Genomic DNA, 20038 nt, shown 5'->3' with positions numbered 1-20038 from the left:
AGATGGGGGGTGTATACCTGGGGTTCCGCATACGCGCAACGGCGGAAAACCGGGCGACTTGGCCGGGAAGCCGGATGCGGGCCCCGAATTTGGGGGCGCACAGCGGGTGCCGTTAAGAATTGGCGGCCCGGTCGCGCTCACTGCGCCCGGACCCCCGTCAGCGCATGACCACTGCTTAGTAGAAGAGGCTCGAGACGCTTTCTTCGCGGCTCGTTCTCAGGATCGCTTCGCCGATGAGGGGGGCGATCGAGATGACGCGGATGTTCTTTGCTGCCTTCACGGCCTCGGTCGGCAGGATCGAGTCGGTGATGACGAGCGATTTCAGCCGCGAGTTCTGGATGCGGCTCACGGCGCCTCCCGACAGAACTGCGTGCGAGATGTAAGCGGAGACTTCTGTTGCGCCGTTCTTGAGCAGGGCCTCGGCCGCGTTCACGAGCGTGCCGCCGGAATCGATTATGTCGTCGATGAGAATGCAGCGCTTGCCGTCCACTTCACCGATGACGTTCATGACTTCGCTTTCGCCGGGACGCTCGCGGCGCTTATCGCAGATCGCGATGGGGGCGCCGATGCGCTTGGCGAGGGCACGGGCGCGGACGACGCCGCCGACGTCGGGCGAGACGACGACGATGTCGTCGGTATTGCCGTAATGCTCTTCGATGTCGCGCGTCATGACGGGCGCGGCGAAGAGGTTGTCGGTCGGGATGTCGAAGAAGCCCTGGATCTGTCCGGCGTGGAGATCGAGCGTCAAAACGCGATCGGCGCCGGCGCGCTCGATGAGGTTGGCGACGAGCTTTGCTGAAATCGGTGTTCGGGGGCCAGGCTTACGATCCTGCCGGGCATAGCCGAAGTAGGGGATCACGGCGGTGATCCGGCGGGCGGACGAGCGCTTCAGCGCGTCGCACAGGATCAGCAGCTCCATGAGATTGTCGTTCGCGGGGAAAGACGTCGACTGGATGATGAAGACATCCTGGCCGCGGACATTCTCCTGGATCTCGACGAAGACCTCCATATCCGCGAAACGCTTCACCTGGCCCTTGGCCATAGGAAGCTTCAGATATGAACAGATGGCGTCCGCAAGCGGCCGGTTACTGTTTCCCGCTACGATCTTCACGCCCAGCTTTCCCCGGCCTTCCATACCGCGAGCGTCGACCTTGGCATCAAAAGGCATTTTCGCTCCGGAACCTCGTTACGCGCGGGCTTGTAGCAATTGGGCCCGGACTGTTCAACTGTCCGGGCCCAATGATCTCAACGTTCTGGTGCGTTATGCGAATATCGCGCACAGTTTGCTTAATCTACGTTCTTGCCCGGTAAGAGCTTGATAATGCCCTGTGCTGCGGCCGCGGCTGCGGCATCGGCGGTCTTGCCCCAAGCACCATCGAGCGAACCCTGAGGCACTTCGTTCTTCTGCGACACTGTGCCAAGCTTCTTGCCGGCGGGGTCGATGACGTTCCAGTCGATCTGGATCGGCTGCTTGCCATCCTTCGCCTGTCCCATCGCGACCTTGCCTTCGACTTTGTAGGCCTGAGCGTTCGGCACGTTGGACAGGGCCAAGCCATTCTTCGTCAGCTCGCGCTGAATGGCCGACGTCAATGTCGTGCTGCCGTCGCCGGGTGCACCCGTGACCGTCGGCACAACCGCCGTGATCGGGCCTGACGTCGTGATGCTGCCCGTCGTGGGCGCAAGCGGAGGCGCGCTCGAAGACGTGGGATAGGACGGGCTCGGCGCCGGGCCCGTATTGTTCGAGGCGACGACGGTGGACGGTGCGCCGGTGTTCGAGGTCTGGTTGGCGGCGACGGGAACGTTGGCGCTGCCCTGCGTGGACCACCAGCTGGCGATCTGCCTCGTTGTTTTGTCGGCAATGCTCTGGACGACGGGTGGCGTGACAGCGGCCCACGGATCCTTGCCGGCTCCGCCGATCACTTCTTCGCCGGTGATGCGATGGACGCGCTTACCCGCCTGATCGGTGATGTCCCAGATGTAGGAGATCTTCGCCTTCGTCTTCTCACGGGCAGCTACGATGTAGCCACGCACGACGTATTCACCCGTCGCGTTGCTGGCGGTCGCGACCTGAATGCCGTTTTTGCCCATCGAGGACGCGAGCTGGGACTGCAAGTCCCGAGCAACGTTATCGGGCGAACCGATGATGGGTGCGATCTGGAATTTCGCCTGAGCGGCGACTGGAGCTGTGGTTGGCGGAAGGGTCAGCGAAGCCTGAGGCGCGTTACCGCCACCGCTCAATATGTTCGATGCCGACTCGCAGCCGCCCAATCCCATCGTGGCGACGGCGGCCAGGAGCACTGGACCCATCACCCGTAGACGCGTTCTGCGCTCACGCGCACGTGCAAACCAAAAGGTCGTCAATGGACGTCCCCCCTTATCCAACCGCGACTTCTCCGGCGGCCGGAAAACGCTACTCCCGCGGCCTGTACTCCCCTGAAAACTACCGGAACTGACCTAATCCCTCTAGATCAGCCAAGAACTGCCCGTCCAGATGGCGGCCCGGCGAAACTGTTTGCAGGTCGTGTAAAGCCCGGCGCACCTCGCCATTGGTTGTGGATTGTGCAGTTACGCCACGACGATGGCAGAGATTTGTCGGCCGTAATCAGTGTCTCCACGGTGAGTTTTACGCCGGTAGCTGAAGAAAAGCGATTCGTTCTCGTAGGTGCAGAGCGCGAGATTCTCGGTATTGCTAACGCCGGCGGCCGCGAGGCGGCTCATGACGAAGCCGGGCAGATCGAAATGCGGACGTCCGCTCTTCGAATTCTGCTTGAAGTGGCGGGCGTAGGCCGGATCGCGCGACACGAAGGCTGCCTCGAAGTCCGGCCCGACCTCGTAGGCCGCCTGGCCGATGCACGGGCCGACGGCGGCTGATATACGCTCGCGGCGAGCACCCAAGCGCTCCATTTCGCGAATGGCGCTTTCGATGATGCCATGAAGCGCGCCGCGCCAGCCTGCGTGCGCGGCGGCGGCGACGCCGGCTTCCGCGTCAGCAAGAAGAACAGGGGCGCAATCGGCGGTGAGGATGCCGATGACGAGACCGGGTGTTTTCGAGACGACGGCGTCGGCGTGCGGGAGCGCGTCACGCGAGGGGGCCTCAGTCACTTCGAAGGCGGTCGTGCCATGCTCCTGGTAGAGCGTGATCACGCCGGGTCCGAATGTCGCTTCATCGCGACCTAAGTGCAAGCCGATGCGGCGCCGGTTTTCAAGCACGAGCGTCTGATCGTCGTTGGAGCCCAGCCCGCAGTTGAGACTCTCGTAGATGCCCGTTGAGACGCCGCCTTGGCGCGTGAAGAAGCCGTGCTTGATGCCGGCAAGGGCATGCAGGTTTTTCGCTTCGACGGGTTTGAGCGTCATATGCGGCGACCTTCGTTCAAGAGATTGCGTAATCAGGCCGGGCCAGGGGCGGCGCTGGTGGCGCGGGCGGCGGTGAAGCCTGGGAGCGGCGGCAGGCCGGGCGAGCGGGCGGCGAGCACCTTGAAACGCGAGCCCATGCCATTGGGCGCCAAGAGCCGTGCGACGCCCATTTCGATTTCGCCGGCGCGGGCGGGGTTCGCCGACATCAAGCGCGATGCCCGTTCGACGATGCCGAGCGCGCCCAGGAATTCGGCCTGCGTGACCGGGCCATCGAGCAGGAGGCCCGCGCGGTGAAGCGTTGAGGCTAGGTCATAGAAGTTCACATGGACCGTCAGGTCGGCTTCGCCGGGCGAGGTGAGGGGCGATTCATACCGGTGCTCGCGAACGGCCTGCAGCGTGTCGCCTGCGGCCGGTGTCGTGTGGCCGTAATCGATCATGAGGAAGGCGATGGGCCCGCGCTCGGCCAACGCTTTCAGCGCTTCGGCGAGCTGGTCCAGGCGCTGGGACTCGATCACCGTCCCGACGGGCGCGTTCGGCAGAAGCGCTTCGAAGGCTTCGTGCGGGCAGTTCCTGTCGATGCCTGCGAACTGCAACTCGCCCCGGGCATCAAGGGTGACGCCGCGGATGTGCCAGCCGGATGCCGTCTTCACCCACTGCGCGACGGGCCAGGCGTCGAGAAATTCATTGGCGAAGATGATGGCGGGCGGATTGAACTCATCGAGTTCGCGGCCGAAGCTCAGGGAGTCGCGGAAGTCGGCCAGCGTCTCGGCCTGGATCTCGGCGAGGGCGTCGCTGCCTTCCACCAGATGGACGCGCGTGACGTTGGCGAAGCCCGGTACGATGCGGGCGGCGCGGAGCACGTCGCGCATCATGGTGCCGCGTCCGGGGCCGTATTCGACGAGGGTGACGGGATTGGGCGCACCTAGCACGCCTTGCCAGACGACGCCCGCCCAGACGCCGATCAGTTCGCCGAAGACCTGGCTGATGTCGGCGGCGGTGATGAAGTCGCCCGCCGCTCCGAACACGGGCCGTGTCCGGTAGTAGCCGTAGTCGGCATCCCAAAGGCAGATCGACATGTAAGTCTGAATCGTCATCGGCCCGTCGCGCCGGATCCGTTCCTTGATCCGGCGGGACAGCGGCGTGTCGCGACGCAATCCAGGGTCTACAGTCACACGACGGCCTTTCCGGCAGCATACTTCCGGTTTGCGTACCAGATCATGAAGATGCCGAGCACCAGCATCGGAATGCAATAGACTTGGCCGGCGGTGAAGGGGCCGATGTTCAAGATGTGATCCGGTTCGGGCTCGCGGAAGAACTCGCAGATGCTGCGCGCGATGCCGTACCAGAGGAGCCAGAGGCCGGTGACGAGACCCGGGCGCTTCAGGGCATCGAAACGATGGATCGCGACGACCAGGATGATGAGCAGCATGAGGCCCTCGAGCAGCGCTTCATAAAGCTGGCTCGGGTGGCGCGGCATCGGCCCGCCGTTGGGAAACACCATGCCGACGTAGGCGTCGGTCACGCGGCCCCAATGCTCGGAGTTGATGAAATTGGCGATGCGGCCGAAGAAGATGCCGAGCGGCGAGGCGGCGCAGGCGAGGTCCGTCGCGGAGAAGGTCGGAACCTTATAGATGCGCGCGAAGAGCCAGAGCAGGAGCGCGGACGCTACGAACGCGCCGTGGAAGCTCATGCCGCCGTGCCAGACTTTGAAGATTTCGGCCGGGTTCGCAAAGTAATATGCGGGGTCATAGAGCAGGACCTGGCCGAGGCGGCCACCGGCGATGATCGCGACCGTCATGAAGAGCAGAAGGTCGTCCACCCGTTCGAGCGTCAGGGGCGGCTTATTTCCGTACCAGAGCTTCGGGGTGGAGATCAGGCGGCGGACATAGAGCCAGCCGAGCAGAAGCCCAGCCATGTAGGCGAGGCCATACCATTTGACCGCAAATGGTCCGAACTCGATCGCAACGGGGTTGATATTCGGGTAGGTCAGAAGGGCGAGAGGTGTCATCGGCGCTCCGAGCAAAGTTCGGCTACTGGCCGTAGCGAGGCCCTGGAAAAGCCTGACTGCGAAGCGTTGTTTGGGAACGCTGGGGCAAAGTCAAGCGGCATCGCTTGCGGCTTTCGGGGCGGCTTGCGGGTTCCTGGTTGGCCTGAGCTTGCGGGCCTGGACCGCAATCGCCATAACTTGTGAACACACTCAAATTCGAGACCTCAAATGACCCAGACGACGAACAGACTCTTTGATGACTTTGCCAAGCTGATGACGGACGCCGCCGGGGCGGCCGATGGCCTCAAGCGGGAAACCGAGGCGATCTTCCGCGCTCAGGCCGAGAAGTTTCTGCGCGAAATGAATGTGGTGACGCGCGAGGATTTCGAAGCGGTTCGCGAGATGGCGCAGAAAGCGCGTCAGGAAAACGAAGCGCTCGCGGCCCGCGTGGCAGCGCTCGAGTCCCAGGTCGCGCAGCTCTCGCTGCAGGGCACCTCGACGGTCTGATACGTGCTTTCGAAGCATCCACAGTTTAAGCGGCTTTTCACCAGCAAACGTGGGTGAACTGCTTTCCGGACCCCGGCGCGCCCGGGCTTTGCCACTTTGATCGTGGACAAGGTTTGCGCGTCGGCCGGGTCTGCTTGCGACTCGACGGGGCGTCTGGTTTTGTCCGGCGCAGTACTAAGGCGGCGCTTACGGTTGAGTGTTTTGCGTCGTTCGTTAAGCCATCCCGGCGCGGCAGACTTGGAGAACCAATTACATGGCAGTTGCGGAACAGGGTTCTGACCGCGTTCTCAATCCGATCGATCTCATCGAGCAGCTGGCCCAGACCCACGACTGGCCCTGCGAACGGGCCAGCGATGAAGAGCTGACGCTCATCGTTGCCGGGACGTGGGCTGATTATCACATCTCGATCAATTGGCGCGATGATCTCGAAGCCCTGCATCTGGCCTGCGCGTTCGACTTCCGGGTCCCTGCAAGCCGCTTGACGGAAATGTATCGCCTGATCGCGCAGATCAACGAGCAGCTTTGGCTCGGTCACTTCGATCTTTGGACGCAAGAAGGCCTGGTGATGTTCCGTCACGCGCTTTTGCTCAACGGCACAGTGGCGACGGTGCGCCAGTGCGAGGCGATGCTCAAGGCCGCGCTCGAAGGCTGCGAGCGTTACTATCAAGCCTTCCAGTTCGTGGTGTGGGCGGGTAAGGAGAGCAAAGAAGCTCTCGTTTCGACGATGTTTGAGACGCAGGGCCAGGCTTAAAGCCGGACGCCATTTCCTGGGTTCGGCGTGCTTCGCCGAGGAATTCCCAGAATGCCGTTGCAATTGAATGGTCCGGTGGTGCTTGCGGGCGCCGGTAAGATGGGCGCCGCCATGCTGGAGGGCTGGCTCGAGCAAGGGCTCGATCCCGCCAGCGTTCTTATTCAAGATCCAAATCTTGCGGGCGCGGCGCTCGATCTCGCCAACCGCCACGGCATCAAAACGGCGGCCGAACTCGGGCCGCTCGACGCTGCGCCTGCGGTGATTGTCGCCGCGGTGAAGCCCCAGGTGATGGACGACGTTTTCCCGGCGCTCGCAAAACTCGCGGGGCCGGAGACGGTCGTCGTTTCGATTGCTGCTGGCAAGACGCTTGCGAGCTTCGAGCGCCATCTGCCGCCCGGCGCCGCCGTTATTCGCGCGATGCCGAATACGCCGGCTGCTATCGGGCGTGGCATTACCGGTGCTGTCGCCAACGCGCATGCAACCCAAGCTCAGAAGGACGTTTGCGAGAGCCTGCTCGGCGCCGTCGGCGAGGTGGTGTGGGTCGATGATGAAAGTCTCATCGATGCGGTAACGGCCGTCTCAGGATCTGGTCCGGCTTACGTTTTCCTATTGGCAGAAGTGATGGCAGAGGCGGGCGTCGCGGCTGGGCTTGATCCGGCGACGGCAACGCGGCTCGCGCGCGCGACGGTGTCTGGCTCCGGCGAACTTCTCCATCGCTCAGACACGGACGCGGAAACGCTCCGGCGCAACGTGACGTCGCCCGGCGGCACGACGGCTGCGGCGCTTGCCGTGCTGATGCGCGAGGGCAGCGGTCTCAAGGAGCTGATGCAGGAAGCCGTGCTCGCCGCAAAAAAACGCGGCCGCGAGCTGGGACGTTGACCGGGGCTGGGATGTCGGTCTCGGTCTCAGTTCGCGGCCACTAAGCTCATCCCGAATGGGCTGTGGCGGCCCCGGCGATCGGGAATTTCGGTACCGGTGGACTCAGGCTCGGAGGACACCTTGCCAAGTTCGACGGGTTTGGCCGCCGGTCCGATGTCCCTCAATTTGTAACTTCATAACATAACGGTCAAATCACAAAGCTGTGTGAAGCTTTTGATCTAACATCTTCATCTACAAAGGTTTTCGGGAACTTTTTCCCTACTTCGGAAGGGAAATAATCGCCCGCAGGCCGCCCATGGAGCTTTCGCCCAGGGCGATCTCGCCGCCGTGGCTCTTGGCAATGTCGCGGGCGATGACAAGACCGAGGCCGCTGTTGCCCTCGTCCTGATTGCGGGCGTGGTCCAGCCGGTAGAAGGGACGGAAGACGTTCTCGCGCTCGTGCTCGGGGATACCGGGGCCGTCGTCATCGACCTCGATGCGGACCCAGCGGCCTTCCGGCGCGACGCGAATGATGATGCGGTCGCCGAAGCGCGCGGCGTTCGTCACGAGGTTCATGATGGCGCGCTTCAAGGCCTGCCGCTTCAACGGCAAGACAATGCCGCCTTTGCTTTTGCGGATCTTGAGTTCGATGTTGCAGGCATAGATCGAGGCGTCGTCGACGATCTCTTCGAGCAGCTCCTTCAAATCGGTGGGCTTGGCTTCCTCGCCGCCGTCGCCCTTGGCGAAGGCCAGATAGTCTTCCAGCATGTGCTGCATTTCGTCGACGTCGCTCGAAAGCGCGCGCGTCTCGGCCGTGTCCTCCAGCAGCGCCAATTCGAGCTTGAAGCGCGTCAGCACGGTTCTGAGGTCGTGACTGACGCCGGCGAGCATGGTCGTTCGCTGCTCGACGTGCTGCTTGATGCGGTCGCGCATCTGCAGGAAGGCCAGAGCCGCCTGGCGAACCTCGCGGGCGCCGCGCGGCCTGAAGTCGTCAGGGATGCCGCGGCCCTTGCCGAAGGCATCCGCCGCATCGGCGAGACGCAGGATCGGCCGGATCTGGTTGCGCAGAAACAGGATGGCGACCGTCAGCAGAATGACGGAGGAACCCACCATCCAGAGCAGAAAGATATGCGAGTTCGAGGCGTAGGTCTGACTTCGGGTCGCCACGAAGCGGAGAATGGCGTCATCGACCTTAACGCGGATTTCGACGTTCTGATCGCCGACGGTGTTGATCCAGAACGGCAGCTGCACGTGCTTGCGCAACTCGTTCGAGAGCGCGCGGTCGAGCAGGCGGAAGAAGGGCTTGGGGCCGGGTGGGGGAAGATCGCCGTTGGGTAAGACCTCCATCTGGAGGCTCAAACGCTCGCGGGCGAGATCAATGATCTTCTGGGCGCCGTCGGCTTTCGGCAGGTCCTCGTAGACCTCAATCAGGGCTGCGATGTCCCGCGCGGTCGCTTCCGACAGGCGGCGCGTCACGGCCTGCCAATGGCGCTCCATAAAGGCGAAGGCAATGACGCCTTCGAGGACGACGATTGGTGTGATGATGATGAGCAGGGCGCGGGCATAAAGGCCCTTCGGCAGCATCTCGGCGCCGATGTTGAGCAGCCCCACGACGATCGGATGCTCACGGAAGCGTTGATACCGCGAGGCAAACCTGCCGGTCTCCGGGGTTGTTTCGGGCAAGACCACCATTTGGTGCAATTATTCCGCCGTTGGCGTGTCCGGCTTTAAGCCGGCCATCGCGGTCAATCCGTGTAGAGGATGTAGCCCTTGCCTCTGACCGTCTGGAGGTAGACCGGGTTTGAGGGATCGGCTTCGATCTTGCGGCGGAGGCGGTTGATCTGGACGTCGATCGCGCGCTCGCTTCCCGTGCTGTCATCGCTCGAGAGTTCGTGGCGGGGAACGGCAACGCCGATGCGCTGCGAGAAGAGGCGCAGGAGATCGCGTTCGCGTTCGGTGAGCTTGATGGCTTCGTCGTCTCTCTTCAGCTCGCCGCGGGCGATGCTGAAGACGCAACCGCCCATGCGGATCTCGTCGCGCGGGGTGGTTTGCACCTGCCCGCGGCGCAGGATGTTGCGCAGGCGCAGCAGCAACTCACGGGGGTCGAAGGGCTTGGATACGTAGTCGTCGACGCCGGCTTCGAGACCAGAGATGCGATCCTGCGCTTCGGCAAGCGCCGTCAACATGCAGATCGGTACGGGGCGGGTGAGTTTCAGATCGCGCGCGAGCGACAATCCGCATTCGCCGGGCATCATCACGTCGAGGAGAACGAGATCGAACGAGAGACCGCGCATGAACGAGCGTGCCGCGGCGGCGTCTGCCGCTTCGGTTACGCGGAAGCCATTGCTCGACAGGAACCGGCCGAGCAAGCCCCGAATTTTCTGGTCGTCGTCTACAACAAGGATGTGGGGGGCGTTGTCCGGAATGGGTTCGGCTCGATCCTGCGCCATCAGGTCTCTCACGGGTTGTAATCGGGTGCAGCGTCCGAGGAGCCGGGCCGCTGGCCTTTGATGAGGGTCTCCACCTGGGGCCGGTCTTTCTCCGTGATCATCGCAAAGAGAAAGTTCCGGGCTACGGCATCGGCGCCTGGGCCAAGTTTCGCGAGCGCCCCCTCGATGCGTTTGGCCTGAATTTGTGTCAGTTTATCGTTCAGCCGCGCGCCTTTGGCGGAGAGGTAGAGACGGCGTTCGCGCCGATCCTCGTTTCCGGCTTTCTGAATGATGAAGCCCTCGTCCACCAGCTGCTTCAAAACACGCGCCAGAGATTGCTTCGTTATCTTCAGAATATCCAGCAATTCCGCGACTTTCAGCCCCGGATTGCGATGAACGAAATGCAGCACGCGGTGATGGGCGCGACCGAAGCCGTATTGAGACAGGATGGCGTCGGGGTCGCAGGTAAAGTCGCGGTAGGCGAAATAGAAAAGCTCAATGCACGCGATGAGGTCGAGCGGGGTGGCCCGGGCATCTGACGTCGCGCCGGGAGCGGAGTTGTGCCCAGTTGCGGCAGGGTGCCCTGTGGGGCCTTCTGACGTTATGTCAGTCATGTTGACTTATTGGCCTCGATTGTATTCTGTTGCAAGCCAAAATGCTGGCTCGTCCCGGCAGGTCTCTCAATCTCGCGCTTGGCGCACCGAAGCCGAACTTTCAAGCGGTTTCAAGCTCCAGGGCTCAGCTTCCGAGACATCGGGAAAACCTCCAGTACTCGCTAACTATAAACGCCCGGGAAGGACTTAGAAGCGCATGGCCGATCTCATCCCTTTTCATGACCGCGATGGGCTCATCTGGTTCGATGGGGAGCTCATCCCTTGGCGCGACGCAAAGGTCCACCTGCTGACCCACGCGCTCCATTACGGGAACTCCGTATTCGAGGGCGAGCGGGCATATGACGGCGAGATCTTCAAGCTCACGGAGCACAGCGAGCGGCTGGTGGAGAGCGCCCGGATCCTGGATTTCGAGATCCCCTATACCGTCGCTCAGATCGATCAGGCTTGCCGCGATGTCATGGCCGCCAACAAGCTGACGGACTGCTACGTTCGTCCGATCGCGTGGCGCGGCAGCGAGCAGATGGGCATTTCGGCGCAATTGTCCAAGATCCATCTCGCGATCGCGGTGTGGGATTGGGGCTCCTACTTCCCGATGGAGCAGCGGCTCAAGGGCATTCGCATCACGAATGCCGTCTATCGCCGGCCGGATCCCGCCTGTGCGCCGTCCAAGGCCAAGGCGGCAGGTCTCTACATGATCTGCACGATCGAGAAACATCGCGCCGAGCGCGCGGGCTATTCGGATGCCTTGATGCTCGACTGGCGCGGCCGCGTCGCCGAGTGCACGGGCGCCAACATCTTCTTCGTCAAGGACGGCGTGCTGCATACGCCGGAGGCCGACTGCTTCCTCAACGGCATCACGCGGCGCACCGTTATCGATCTTGCCAAAGCGCGCGGCATAACGGTTGCCGAACGCGTCATCATGCCGGAAGAGCTCGCGACCTTCAGCGAATGCTTCATCACCGGAACGGCGGCAGAAGTGACGCCCGTTTCTGAAATCGGCGAGCACAAATTCAAGCCGGGCACGATCACGGAAACGCTGCTCACTGATTACATGGAGCTGGTGAAGCCAAAGAAGCGCGTGGCCGCAGAATAGGATTTATGCTGACGTTTGCGCCTTGCGCTGAGGACCGGAGAGGTTGATGCTCGCGATTTGCGGCTTAAACTTTTCCGGTACTCGAGATGGCGAGAGCATACTTTGTCTCGGCAGTGCTGATTACCGCGTTTTGCGGTTCTGAGGGGGTCTGGGCCCAAGAGCCTCCGGCCCCTTCGCCCACCCTTCAGCGCGATTGCCAGTCCATATTGACATGCAATTACAGGCCCGGCCGCGGTTGGCGGGGGTGCCTTTCTTCCTATTCCTGCCGGCGATGTGAGTTCGTGCCGGGACCATGTCCCGGTGGCGGCCGGCGTCGGCGCGTTTGCGAGCAGCTCGTTTGTGATTGGGCCGGCAGCTAGGGGAAAAGCGGCGTGCTCAGCCGCTGCGGCCGCCCCGGACGGCCGCCGTGATGACGGCTTCGGCGGTCGGCTTGCGCAGCATCAGCGGCGCACAGATGGCGAAGAGGAATACTGCGATCGTCGCGAATACGGCGCCAAGAGCTACTGGTGAAAGCGGTACATCCATCCACTGCGATGCCAGCTGGATGATCACGCTCCAGAAAATTGCGGGGCCAAGCGAGGCGATGGCAATGCCGGCGAACCGTGCCGAACGTCCACGTTGGGGGCTACGAATGGCGGTACTACGCGGGAAGACGGTGGCGGACGTTGCAGATCGCATGGCTCACTCGACCTTTCGCCGGGCGCTTCGGCCCAATGAGAACGGGCATTCCATCAGTGATTCGCGCAACGCTACGCTGAGTCGTTAAAGGCCCGGTAAAGAGAATGACCCAAATTTAATCTTTGCACTGAACAGTAGTTGTACGCCCGACTGGGGGTATCCGTTCCCGCTCCGGTTCGAAGCCTAGGCTAGAACCCGCCGCTTTTGCAACCATAGCGAACGTTATCCCCAGTTAGTGCAGCCGCAAGTTGGAGGATTGCGCTCGAACAACGCGGTGATACATGTGGCGCCCACGTTGGACCCGTCGGCAAAGCGAGGTCAGAGGATGGAGGGGCTGACGGGCCATGCGGGTGACAGACACCATCGAAATACCGGAGACGGAGCTGGAGGAACGCTTCGTTCGGGCCTCTGGTCCGGGCGGGCAGAACGTCAACAAGGTCTCAACGGCGGTTGAGCTGCGCTTCAATGTCGGCGGGAATACTTCCATTCCGGAGTATGCGCGTGAAAGGCTCAAGAGACTGGCGGGCCGCCGCCTGACGACCGAGGACGTCATCGTCATCCAGGCCGACCGGTTTCGCAGCCAGGAGCAGAATAGGGCGGACGCACGGGAGAGGCTCGTCGAACTCATCCGGTCTTCCCTCGAGCGCCCGAAGCTTCGCATCAAGACCAAGCCCTCCCGCGGTCAGCGCGAGCAGCGGATCAAGGCGAAGTCGGTGCGCGGACACGTCAAGAAAATGCGCAGCCGTAAAGTCGATTTCGACTGAGGGGCAGAGGCGGTGAGGCGCTCACCGTCACGCTCAAGCGGAGGCTCGCAGTGAAATGGCGCGGCTATTCCTGACAGATAGGCACGCCGTGCCTACGCAGAACGGGTCAACCCTGTTGACTATCGCCAATTATGCTCTCGAGTTGGTCGACTCATCTTAGACTTCGGAGTCGGCGCTACGATGCCCATTACGTGCAGCCGGTGGCATTTCCACGACTGATCAACGCAGCTGGCGCGATTTTGCAGTAATATATTGGGGGGACTTATGTCGGATCAGATTGAAGGTATTTACGCAGCATACATGACCGGCAGCACCGGCCAGGGCTTTGCGATGTTCGTAATCCGTGACGGCCTCATTTTGGGCGCGGACCCCTTAGGTGTCACCTTCGATGGGACTTATGTACCTACAGGCAGAGGCGACCACTCAGGCAAAATCAATGTACGAGTGCCTCCGAACGGCTCAACCATCCAAGGCGTATCTGTTGGCCCTCACGGGCTCACCTATGATGTAACGGTATCCCTGCCCAACTCCATTACCGATCAGGACATTGTGCAGTTGGGAACGCCGCTCGGCCCCGTCAATGTGCGGTTGAACAAACTAAGAGGGGTGTGATGCCTGACGTATTCCAGGGCGTCATGACATTTGCGGCGCTCGCGACAGCTGTCTTCGCCGCTTATGCGACGTGGCGCGCCCCTCTTTCAGCCGCCGAACTCGCTGAGCGATTACGGGAAGCAAAGGCACAGCACGAAGAGCGGAGGCGACACAAGCTTCACGTCTTCGCGACGTTGATGCAGGAGCGAGCCACACTATCATCTCTCGACGGCGTTCGAGTTCTGAACTTGATCGACGTCATATTTCATGATTGCCGCGAGGTCCGCGAAGCTTGGGCGGAACTGCACCTCAGCTTTGACGCCACGAAGAATATTCCGCCGCACGCGCAAGAAGAGCGCGTCCGGAAGCTGCTGATCGCAATGGCGAAAGACTTAGGTCTAGGAGAGCAGTTGAGAAACGACGATTTTGGGCGGGTCTATTACCCAAATGCCTTGGCCGAGGAAGAACTCGTACGGCAGCTGGAGAGAAAATCGACGATATCCCGGCTGCAAGGTCAACTGCCTACGGCTAACACCACGCCTGAGATTGCTGGGTCGCGCTGGCCGCCGAAGCCGGATTAGAGCAATTACTGAGAGGCGCGACGGGCGCGCGCCCGTTACCAATTTGATGTTTTAGCCAGCAACATCAGTTTTTTATCTGAGAGCTGGTAGCGGGAGGCGGACTTGAACCGCCGACCTGCGGATTATGAGACCGCCGCTCTAACCACCTGAGCTATCCCGCCACACCTGCCAGCATGCTGCTGGCGTCGGAGCGACCGTCTATAGGGAGCGCCGTAGCGTCCTGTCAACACGGCGCTCCGTCCCGGCTGCATATGAATGCAAGAAAAATTGCAGCAGCCGGAAAAAGCTTAGTTCGCGCAGCCTATTCGGCGGCGACGGGGCGCTGGTTTGCCGCCTCTTCCTTGCGGAAACGCATCATCGTGAAGATGCCCCAAGGGCGCAGGGCCTTGCGGTCGATGAGCTTCAGCTCGGGGCAGACCATCACGCGCGAGACGTCGAAGACGGAATGCCAGCCGACGAGATCGGCGAAGGGCGCCATCTGGCGCTCGACCCAGCCGCGCACACCGTCTTCCTGGCTGAAATGGTTGATCAGCATGACTTCGCCGCCCGGCTTCGTCACGCGGGAGAGTTCCTGCATCACCTTCTGCGGATCGGGAACGACGGTGATGACGTACATCGCGACGGTTTTGTCGAAGGAATTATCGGGGAAGCGAAGGTTGCTCGCATCCATCTCGTAGAGGCCGGAGATGTTCGTCAGCTTCTCGGCTTTTACTCGTTCGCGGGCCTTTTCGAGCATCTCGGGCGCCAGATCGATGCCGACGATGTCGAGATGCTTCTTGTAGTCGGGAAGGGAGAGGCCAGTGCCGACGCCGACCTCGAGCACGCGGCCTGTGCCAGCGTTGACGATCTCGACAGCGTGGCGGCGGCCTGCCGTCGAGATGGCGCCGAATGTGTAATCGTAAACCGGGGCCCAACGGCGGTAAGCTTCGCGGACCTGGCCTTCATCGAGCTGCACGACCTTCGCGTCAGAACGCCTCTTCTGTGCTCCCGCGTGCACACCCGTGGAGGCGTGGAAGCCCGAAGGCTTATTGTCGCTCACTGCCCGATCTCCATTCGTCCGCAATCGTTATACCCGATCGGCCTAGCGCTGTGCTTTGGCCATCGTGCCGTTCGCCGCCACATGCTCCTCAGCATTCGCGGCCTTGATCGTTTTTGCAATCCATCCCCCGCCGAGGACACGTCCCTCCGCCCCGGCATCGGCATAAAACACACACGCTTGCCCGGTCGCAATACCCTCTTCGCCGTCGGCGAGATCGACACGGACGGCGCCCCCCTCTTCGATTGTGAGCGCCGCCGGCCGCAATGATTGCGACGAGCGCATGCGAACATAAAGGGAAAGCCCGCCGTCTGCGACCTCGCTCAGGGGCTTTTCCCCGAGCCAATTGACGTTGCGGAGCATCAGGCCTGTTGTTCTAAGCGCGGACCGCGGGCCGACGACGACTTCGTTCCGGGCCGCATCGAGGCGGACCACGTAAAGCGGCTCAGCTGCCGGGATCTTGATGCCCCGGCGCTGGCCCACGGTGTAATGGACGATACCGTCATGGCGGCCGAGGATGCGGCCATCGAGATGAACAATGTTGCCCGCGTCCAGCGCGTTCGGCTTCAGCCGTTCGATCACGTCGGTATACTTGCCCGTCGGAACGAAGCAGATGTCCTGACTGTCGGACTTATCCGCCACCGGCAGATTGAATGACCGGGCGAGGTCGCGGACGGCGGCCTTCTGCATGCCGCCGATGGGGAACCACAGGGAGGCAAGCTGCTCCTTGGTGATTCCGAACAGGAAATAGCTCTGGTCACGATCCGCATCGACGGCGCGGGCGAGAACAGGCCCGTCTTCCGTCTCGTGGCGCTGCACATAATGGCCCGTCACGAGAATGTCGGCGCCGAGATCCTTGGCCGTATCGAGCAGATCGCGGAACTTGATTTCGTTATTGCAGGTGACGCACGGGATTGGCGTTTCACCGGCGACGTAGCTCTCGGCGAAGGACTCGATCACCTTGGTGGCGAAGCGCGTCTCGTAGTCCAAGACATAGTGCGGGATATCGAGCGCCTCGGCGACGCGGCGGGCATCATGAATATCCTGGCCGGCGCAGCAGCTGCCCTTGCGGCCTGTTGCTGAGCCGTGGTCGTAGAGCTGAAGTGTGACGCCGATCACTTCGTGGCCCTCGGCCTTCATGATGGCTGCGGCGACGGAGCTGTCGACGCCGCCCGACATCGCGACGACGACACGCTTTTTTGACGCGGCGGCCGGATTTGGGGCGCGCGCGGTGCCGCTGGCGATAGATGATGTTTCGGTCTGGTTCATCGTGATCGGCCGGCTCGGGCTTAAGCAGAGGAGCGTTTCTCGCCCCTACAACACTGCGCGACGCCGCTGTCCTTCAAAAAGATCCAAATAATTCAGAGAATTGCCCTACACGGGCGATTGTAATCTCAGCGGGTATTGGGTCGTGATCATCAATACTGGCCAAATCCGCCGTCTGCAAGGCAACGCGGAGCCGCGCCCCACGTTCGTTGGCCCATTTTTCGCTGAGAGGTCATCGGGGCACCATGGTGCTCCAAACTGAAACGGATAGCGTTGACAGCGTTACTTTTCAGACAGCGAATGTGGTTATGGCACGCCGATTTATATGTTTTTCACTCAACGGGTTAGTGCTAATTTAATCGCATCCGGTTATAACTAATCGTGGTCAGAGAGTGTGTATTGAGTATCATGACCGAACAGCAGATGAGAGCGCGCGGGCGCTACGTGATCGGACCCGATGGGTCGCCGCTCACGGTCGCAGACCTTCCCCCGCGGGATACGAAAAGATGGGTCATTCGCCGCAAGGCTGAGGTGGTTGCCGCTGTGCGCGGCGGGCTTCTCAGCATCGAAGAAGCTTGCGAGCGGTATACCTTGACCGTCGACGAGTTCCTGTCGTGGCAGCGTTCTATCGACAAGCACGGCTTGCCCGGCCTTCGCGCAACGCGTTTACAGGACTATCGGGACTAACTTTGCCGGACTGACCCCTTGGTCAGGCTGACCTCGTTCGTTTCCTCCAGTCCCTGGAGACACATCAGAGTACTGTTTATGGTTGCCGGGCGGGCTTCGCCTGGGCAGCTTTAACCTTTGCTTGCGTCTGGGGCTTTTTCGCCGGTGGAGCTGCGTGTGCAGTTTCGGGTGGCGCAGGAAGCCAGCCGGCGACGGTGGAGTTTGTTGCGCAGCCGTCCGTGCCTCGTGCCCAGCGGGTGATGTCGTCCGTCATTGCGGAAGCGAATGCATCCGGCATCTTGCGGTTTTCGACCGCGAGCGTGGCCGAGGATTCTCCGGTTGGTTCGATGACGACAACGTAGGCTTTCGGTCCACGCGGATTTGCTTGCGTCGAATCCCGTTCGTGAATGGCAACCTCGGCCTTGCCGCCGCGCGAGGGCGCATCCGCCTTGGCGTGGAAGATATAATCCTTCTTCAGCGGACCGCCGACGGTGAACCAGCAACTCATCGCGCCGCGCGCAAGGCGTGAATAAATTTCGGTCGCAGATCCGATCGCGCCGGGAATGACCTTGCCGGCAGGGGCTTCGCCGCTGGGGATCGCCGCTACTGCCGGCGGATTCGGACTGGCGGGCTGGACGCTTAGTGACTGCAGTTCCGGGGCGTTGCCCGCACAACCGCTCAACGCTGCCAAAGTCAGCAGCGCCGGCATCCTTACTGATGGGAAGCGAACAGACATCTTTCCCCGAGCCGCGGCTCACCTAAATTTATGTTTGAACACAAATGGAAGTTGCAACTCGTGCCCGCCTCGCACGATTCTGCAAGGGGATACAGTCGCATCAGGCGGCAAAGCCAACAGAATTTGGAGGGAAAAAGGCGGCGTCTTTCAGGCGGGCCGCATCGCCGGGCAAGCATTGAGCCGGGCTCCGGGGAGCCCAGCATCGCAAAAGCGTTTAGCGGAGGGCGGTTACGCCGAAGGGGCGGTCACGGCGGCCAGCGCGATTATCATCGATGTTCGCGGCCTGCTGGGCGGCGCGAGAGAACTGCTCGAGGGTATCGTCCCGCTCACGGACGGCGGCGGCGAGCTTTTCCCGCAGGCCTTCAGTCGACTGCCTGAGATTGTCTCGACGCTGGGCTGCGGCCTTGGCGAAGGTCGAATAAGAGAAGTGAGCGCGATCGCGAATGCCGGTGCGATCTTCCTCGAGCTGGATCTGGCGTTCGAGGTCGGCTGCCATCTGATCGAATTCGCGAATAATTCGTTCTAGATCGTCAACCTTTCTAGACTTCTCTTCTACTTCACGACGCTTCAGGCGCATGGCCATGTCTCGTGACTTCATCGTCCGATACCCCAAACAAATTCGAACTTACGTGTACCTTCGGGTTACCCAAGAAGCGTGCCAGTCAAGATGAGGCGTCGCTGCTAAAGCAACATTGAAGAAATGCGGTAATTCTGATGGGCCGCCGCGTTGCACCAGCGTCCGATGACCCTCAATAATAGTATATGACATACTGCACTTAAGTTGCGGTAAAGCAACGGGTAACTATTTCTGACGACCCGTGCCGTTTGGGGTCAAAATTTCGTTCCTAAGCAGTCTAGGGCAATCTGGCGAATTCTGTTAGCTGTTGATTCGAGCCAATGCAGGTCGGAAGCGATCGGGGTCGGATGACGGGGTGGGCGCCCCAAAGTCAGATCTTGCGGAAAACCTGCGACGGTTAGAGGGGCGCAGTTCTAATATTCCAAAACAATAGCGGGCCATGCTTTGGCGCGAACGGGGAAGTTTTGCCTCGTGACCGCCATCGGTATTGAGCCAGCTTCGCGAGAGCTTTGAATCCATCGGTAGTTGCCGTCTGAACACGGCCGATACTGGATGGTGAATTAGCTAACGCGAATTAGGGTTTGTTAACCTCTCGTCGCTAACTTCCTAACGATCGCTTAGCTCGACAGTTGTGCGTTCTCTTTGAGCGAAGGACAGACATAGCGCGGACACGGATCGTATAGGGCACCAGAGGGACGGTCATGCGGGTTCTACTCATTGAAGACGACAGTGCCACGGCGCAGAGCATCGAGCTTATGCTTCAGTCGGAAGGTTTTAACGTTTATACAACCGACCTCGGCGAAGAGGGCGTCGATCTCGGTAAGCTTTACGACTACGACATCATCCTTCTCGATCTCAATCTCCCGGATATGAGCGGTTATGAAGTTCTGAAGACCCTTCGTGTTGCGAAGGTCGGAACGCCGATCCTCATTCTTTCGGGGCTTGCAGGCATCGACGACAAGGTTCGTGGTCTCGGCTTCGGCGCGGACGACTACATGACGAAGCCGTTCCACAAGGACGAGCTCGTCGCACGTATCCAAGCCATCGTTCGCCGTTCGAAGGGACACGCGCAGTCGGTCATCGAGACCGGCGATCTTCGCGTCAACCTCGATACCAAGACGGTCGACGTCAATAATCAGCGCGTACATCTGACCGGCAAAGAATATCAGATGCTCGAGCTTCTTTCGCTGCGGAAGGGCACGACGCTGACGAAAGAGATGTTCCTTAATCATCTCTACGGCGGAATGGATGAACCTGAGCTGAAGATCATCGACGTCTTTATTTGCAAGCTCAGAAAGAAACTTCAGGCTGCAACCGGCGGCAAGCACTACATCGAAACGGTGTGGGGCCGCGGTTACGTGCTACGCGATCCGGGACATGAAGGTTCCGAAGCCGCTTAAGCGTCGCGTTACCAAGTTTTATTCACGCGCACAGGGGCCATGATGGCCCTTGTCGTGTTTTTGGGGGTCGCTACGAGCGATCCGCGAGCGATTCCTAGTTACTTTCTGATGCGAGATCCGCGCTGAGTTACCAGTGCTTAGGGATGGCGC

General features: G+C 61.2%; 22 protein-coding genes and 1 tRNA gene. 9 read left to right on the top strand and 14 right to left on the bottom strand.

Annotated elements, in window-relative coordinates:
* Positions 1-175: 175 nt before the first annotated feature.
* From VFG26_RS12315 to lgt, 5 genes are all read right to left on the bottom strand, one after another.
* Positions 176-1111 (bottom strand): ribose-phosphate pyrophosphokinase, encoded by a 936-nt coding sequence (locus VFG26_RS12315; protein ID WP_325026103.1) that lies wholly within the window; start codon positions 1109-1111, stop codon positions 176-178.
* 176 nt (positions 1112-1287) lie between these two features.
* Positions 1288-2307, bottom strand: coding sequence for a hypothetical protein (locus VFG26_RS12310; RefSeq protein WP_325025678.1), 1020 nt, complete (start codon positions 2305-2307; stop codon positions 1288-1290).
* Positions 2308-2565: 258 nt separating this feature from the next.
* The gene (gene pgeF, locus VFG26_RS12305) at positions 2566-3354 is read right to left on the bottom strand and encodes a peptidoglycan editing factor PgeF (RefSeq protein ID WP_325025676.1); all 789 of its coding nucleotides are present in this window, start codon (positions 3352-3354) and stop codon (positions 2566-2568) included.
* A 32-nt stretch (positions 3355-3386) separates the two neighbouring features.
* Positions 3387-4526, bottom strand: coding sequence for a class I SAM-dependent methyltransferase (locus VFG26_RS12300; RefSeq protein ID WP_325025674.1), 1140 nt, complete (start codon positions 4524-4526; stop codon positions 3387-3389).
* The gene (lgt, locus tag VFG26_RS12295) at positions 4523-5362 is read right to left on the bottom strand and encodes a prolipoprotein diacylglyceryl transferase (protein ID WP_325025672.1); all 840 of its coding nucleotides are present in this window, start codon (positions 5360-5362) and stop codon (positions 4523-4525) included. Before lgt ends, VFG26_RS12300 begins: the two co-directional genes overlap by 4 nt.
* A 207-nt stretch (positions 5363-5569) precedes the next feature.
* Between lgt and VFG26_RS12290 the strand changes: the two genes are divergently transcribed.
* From VFG26_RS12290 to proC, 3 genes are all read left to right on the top strand, one after another.
* Positions 5570-5848, top strand: a complete 279-nt coding sequence (locus tag VFG26_RS12290) for an accessory factor UbiK family protein (RefSeq protein ID WP_325025670.1) — start codon at positions 5570-5572, stop codon at positions 5846-5848.
* A gap of 253 nt (positions 5849-6101) precedes the next feature.
* On the top strand, positions 6102-6599 hold the full coding sequence (locus tag VFG26_RS12285) for a YbjN domain-containing protein (protein ID WP_325025668.1): 498 nt from the start codon (positions 6102-6104) through the stop codon (positions 6597-6599).
* 51 nt (positions 6600-6650) lie between these two features.
* Positions 6651-7478: a pyrroline-5-carboxylate reductase gene (proC, locus tag VFG26_RS12280; RefSeq protein WP_325025665.1), complete on the top strand. Its 828-nt coding sequence runs from the start codon at positions 6651-6653 to the stop codon at positions 7476-7478.
* Positions 7479-7736: 258 nt separating this feature from the next.
* Here proC and VFG26_RS12275 read toward each other — a convergent pair whose 3' ends face one another.
* The 3 genes from VFG26_RS12275 to VFG26_RS12265 are packed head-to-tail and all read right to left on the bottom strand — an operon-like array spanning position 7737 to position 10500.
* Complete coding sequence (locus tag VFG26_RS12275) at positions 7737-9149, bottom strand: ATP-binding protein (RefSeq protein ID WP_325025663.1); 1413 nt, start codon at positions 9147-9149, stop codon at positions 7737-7739.
* Between the two features lie 53 nt (positions 9150-9202).
* Positions 9203-9907, bottom strand: coding sequence for a response regulator transcription factor (locus VFG26_RS12270; protein ID WP_325025661.1), 705 nt, complete (start codon positions 9905-9907; stop codon positions 9203-9205).
* A gap of 8 nt (positions 9908-9915) precedes the next feature.
* On the bottom strand, positions 9916-10500 hold the full coding sequence (locus tag VFG26_RS12265; protein WP_325025659.1) for a MarR family transcriptional regulator: 585 nt from the start codon (positions 10498-10500) through the stop codon (positions 9916-9918).
* Between the two features lie 196 nt (positions 10501-10696).
* Here VFG26_RS12265 and VFG26_RS12260 point away from each other — a divergent pair, with 196 nt between their 5' ends.
* Positions 10697-11593 carry a branched-chain amino acid aminotransferase gene (locus VFG26_RS12260; RefSeq protein WP_325025657.1) on the top strand — a complete coding sequence of 299 codons (897 nt, stop codon included), beginning with the start codon at positions 10697-10699 and terminating at the stop codon, positions 11591-11593.
* 375 nt (positions 11594-11968) lie between these two features.
* Here the strand turns inward: VFG26_RS12260 and VFG26_RS12255 are convergent, their stop codons facing one another.
* Positions 11969-12271, bottom strand: coding sequence for a hypothetical protein (locus VFG26_RS12255; protein ID WP_325025655.1), 303 nt, complete (start codon positions 12269-12271; stop codon positions 11969-11971).
* Between the two features lie 344 nt (positions 12272-12615).
* On the opposite strand from VFG26_RS12255, the gene arfB reads away from it, so the two are divergent.
* The 3 genes from arfB to VFG26_RS12240 all read left to right on the top strand — a co-directional run bounded on the left by arfB (position 12616) and on the right by VFG26_RS12240 (position 14207).
* The gene (gene arfB, locus VFG26_RS12250) at positions 12616-13035 is read left to right on the top strand and encodes an alternative ribosome rescue aminoacyl-tRNA hydrolase ArfB (RefSeq protein ID WP_325025653.1); all 420 of its coding nucleotides are present in this window, start codon (positions 12616-12618) and stop codon (positions 13033-13035) included.
* Positions 13036-13299: 264 nt separating this feature from the next.
* The gene (locus VFG26_RS12245) at positions 13300-13647 is read left to right on the top strand and encodes a hypothetical protein (protein ID WP_325025651.1); all 348 of its coding nucleotides are present in this window, start codon (positions 13300-13302) and stop codon (positions 13645-13647) included.
* The gene (locus tag VFG26_RS12240; RefSeq protein ID WP_325025649.1) at positions 13647-14207 is read left to right on the top strand and encodes a DUF6680 family protein; all 561 of its coding nucleotides are present in this window, start codon (positions 13647-13649) and stop codon (positions 14205-14207) included. Before VFG26_RS12245 ends, VFG26_RS12240 begins: the two co-directional genes overlap by 1 nt.
* Positions 14208-14291: 84 nt before the next feature.
* Here VFG26_RS12240 and VFG26_RS12235 read toward each other — a convergent pair.
* The 3 genes from VFG26_RS12235 to mnmA all read right to left on the bottom strand — a co-directional run bounded on the left by VFG26_RS12235 (position 14292) and on the right by mnmA (position 16512).
* Positions 14292-14368, bottom strand: a tRNA-Met gene (locus tag VFG26_RS12235).
* A gap of 140 nt (positions 14369-14508) precedes the next feature.
* Complete coding sequence (locus VFG26_RS12230; protein ID WP_325025647.1) at positions 14509-15246, bottom strand: class I SAM-dependent methyltransferase; 738 nt, start codon at positions 15244-15246, stop codon at positions 14509-14511.
* 42 nt (positions 15247-15288) lie between these two features.
* The gene (gene mnmA / locus VFG26_RS12225; RefSeq protein ID WP_325025645.1) at positions 15289-16512 is read right to left on the bottom strand and encodes a tRNA 2-thiouridine(34) synthase MnmA; all 1224 of its coding nucleotides are present in this window, start codon (positions 16510-16512) and stop codon (positions 15289-15291) included.
* A 405-nt stretch (positions 16513-16917) separates the two neighbouring features.
* On the opposite strand from mnmA, the gene VFG26_RS12220 reads away from it, so the two are divergent.
* Positions 16918-17196, top strand: a complete 279-nt coding sequence (locus VFG26_RS12220) for a DUF1153 domain-containing protein (protein ID WP_045836900.1) — start codon at positions 16918-16920, stop codon at positions 17194-17196.
* A 76-nt stretch (positions 17197-17272) separates the two neighbouring features.
* Here the strand turns inward: VFG26_RS12220 and VFG26_RS12215 are convergent, their stop codons facing one another.
* Entirely contained in the window at positions 17273-17911 is a 639-nt protein-coding gene (locus VFG26_RS12215; protein ID WP_325025643.1) for a hypothetical protein, read from the bottom strand.
* Between the two features lie 214 nt (positions 17912-18125).
* Positions 18126-18509, bottom strand: a complete 384-nt coding sequence (locus VFG26_RS12210; RefSeq protein WP_325025641.1) for a flagellar export protein FliJ — start codon at positions 18507-18509, stop codon at positions 18126-18128.
* Between the two features lie 680 nt (positions 18510-19189).
* Here VFG26_RS12210 and ctrA point away from each other — a divergent pair.
* Positions 19190-19888 carry a response regulator transcription factor CtrA gene (gene ctrA, locus VFG26_RS12205; protein ID WP_045836896.1) on the top strand — a complete coding sequence of 233 codons (699 nt, stop codon included), beginning with the start codon at positions 19190-19192 and terminating at the stop codon, positions 19886-19888.
* Positions 19889-20038 lie beyond the last annotated feature (150 nt).

The sequence above is a fragment of the Hyphomicrobium sp. genome, assembly GCF_035687085.1.
Classification (GTDB): domain Bacteria; phylum Pseudomonadota; class Alphaproteobacteria; order Rhizobiales; family Hyphomicrobiaceae; genus Hyphomicrobium_B.
Note: the sequence above shows the minus strand (reverse complement) of the source record. Positions and strands in the feature narration are given on the sequence as shown.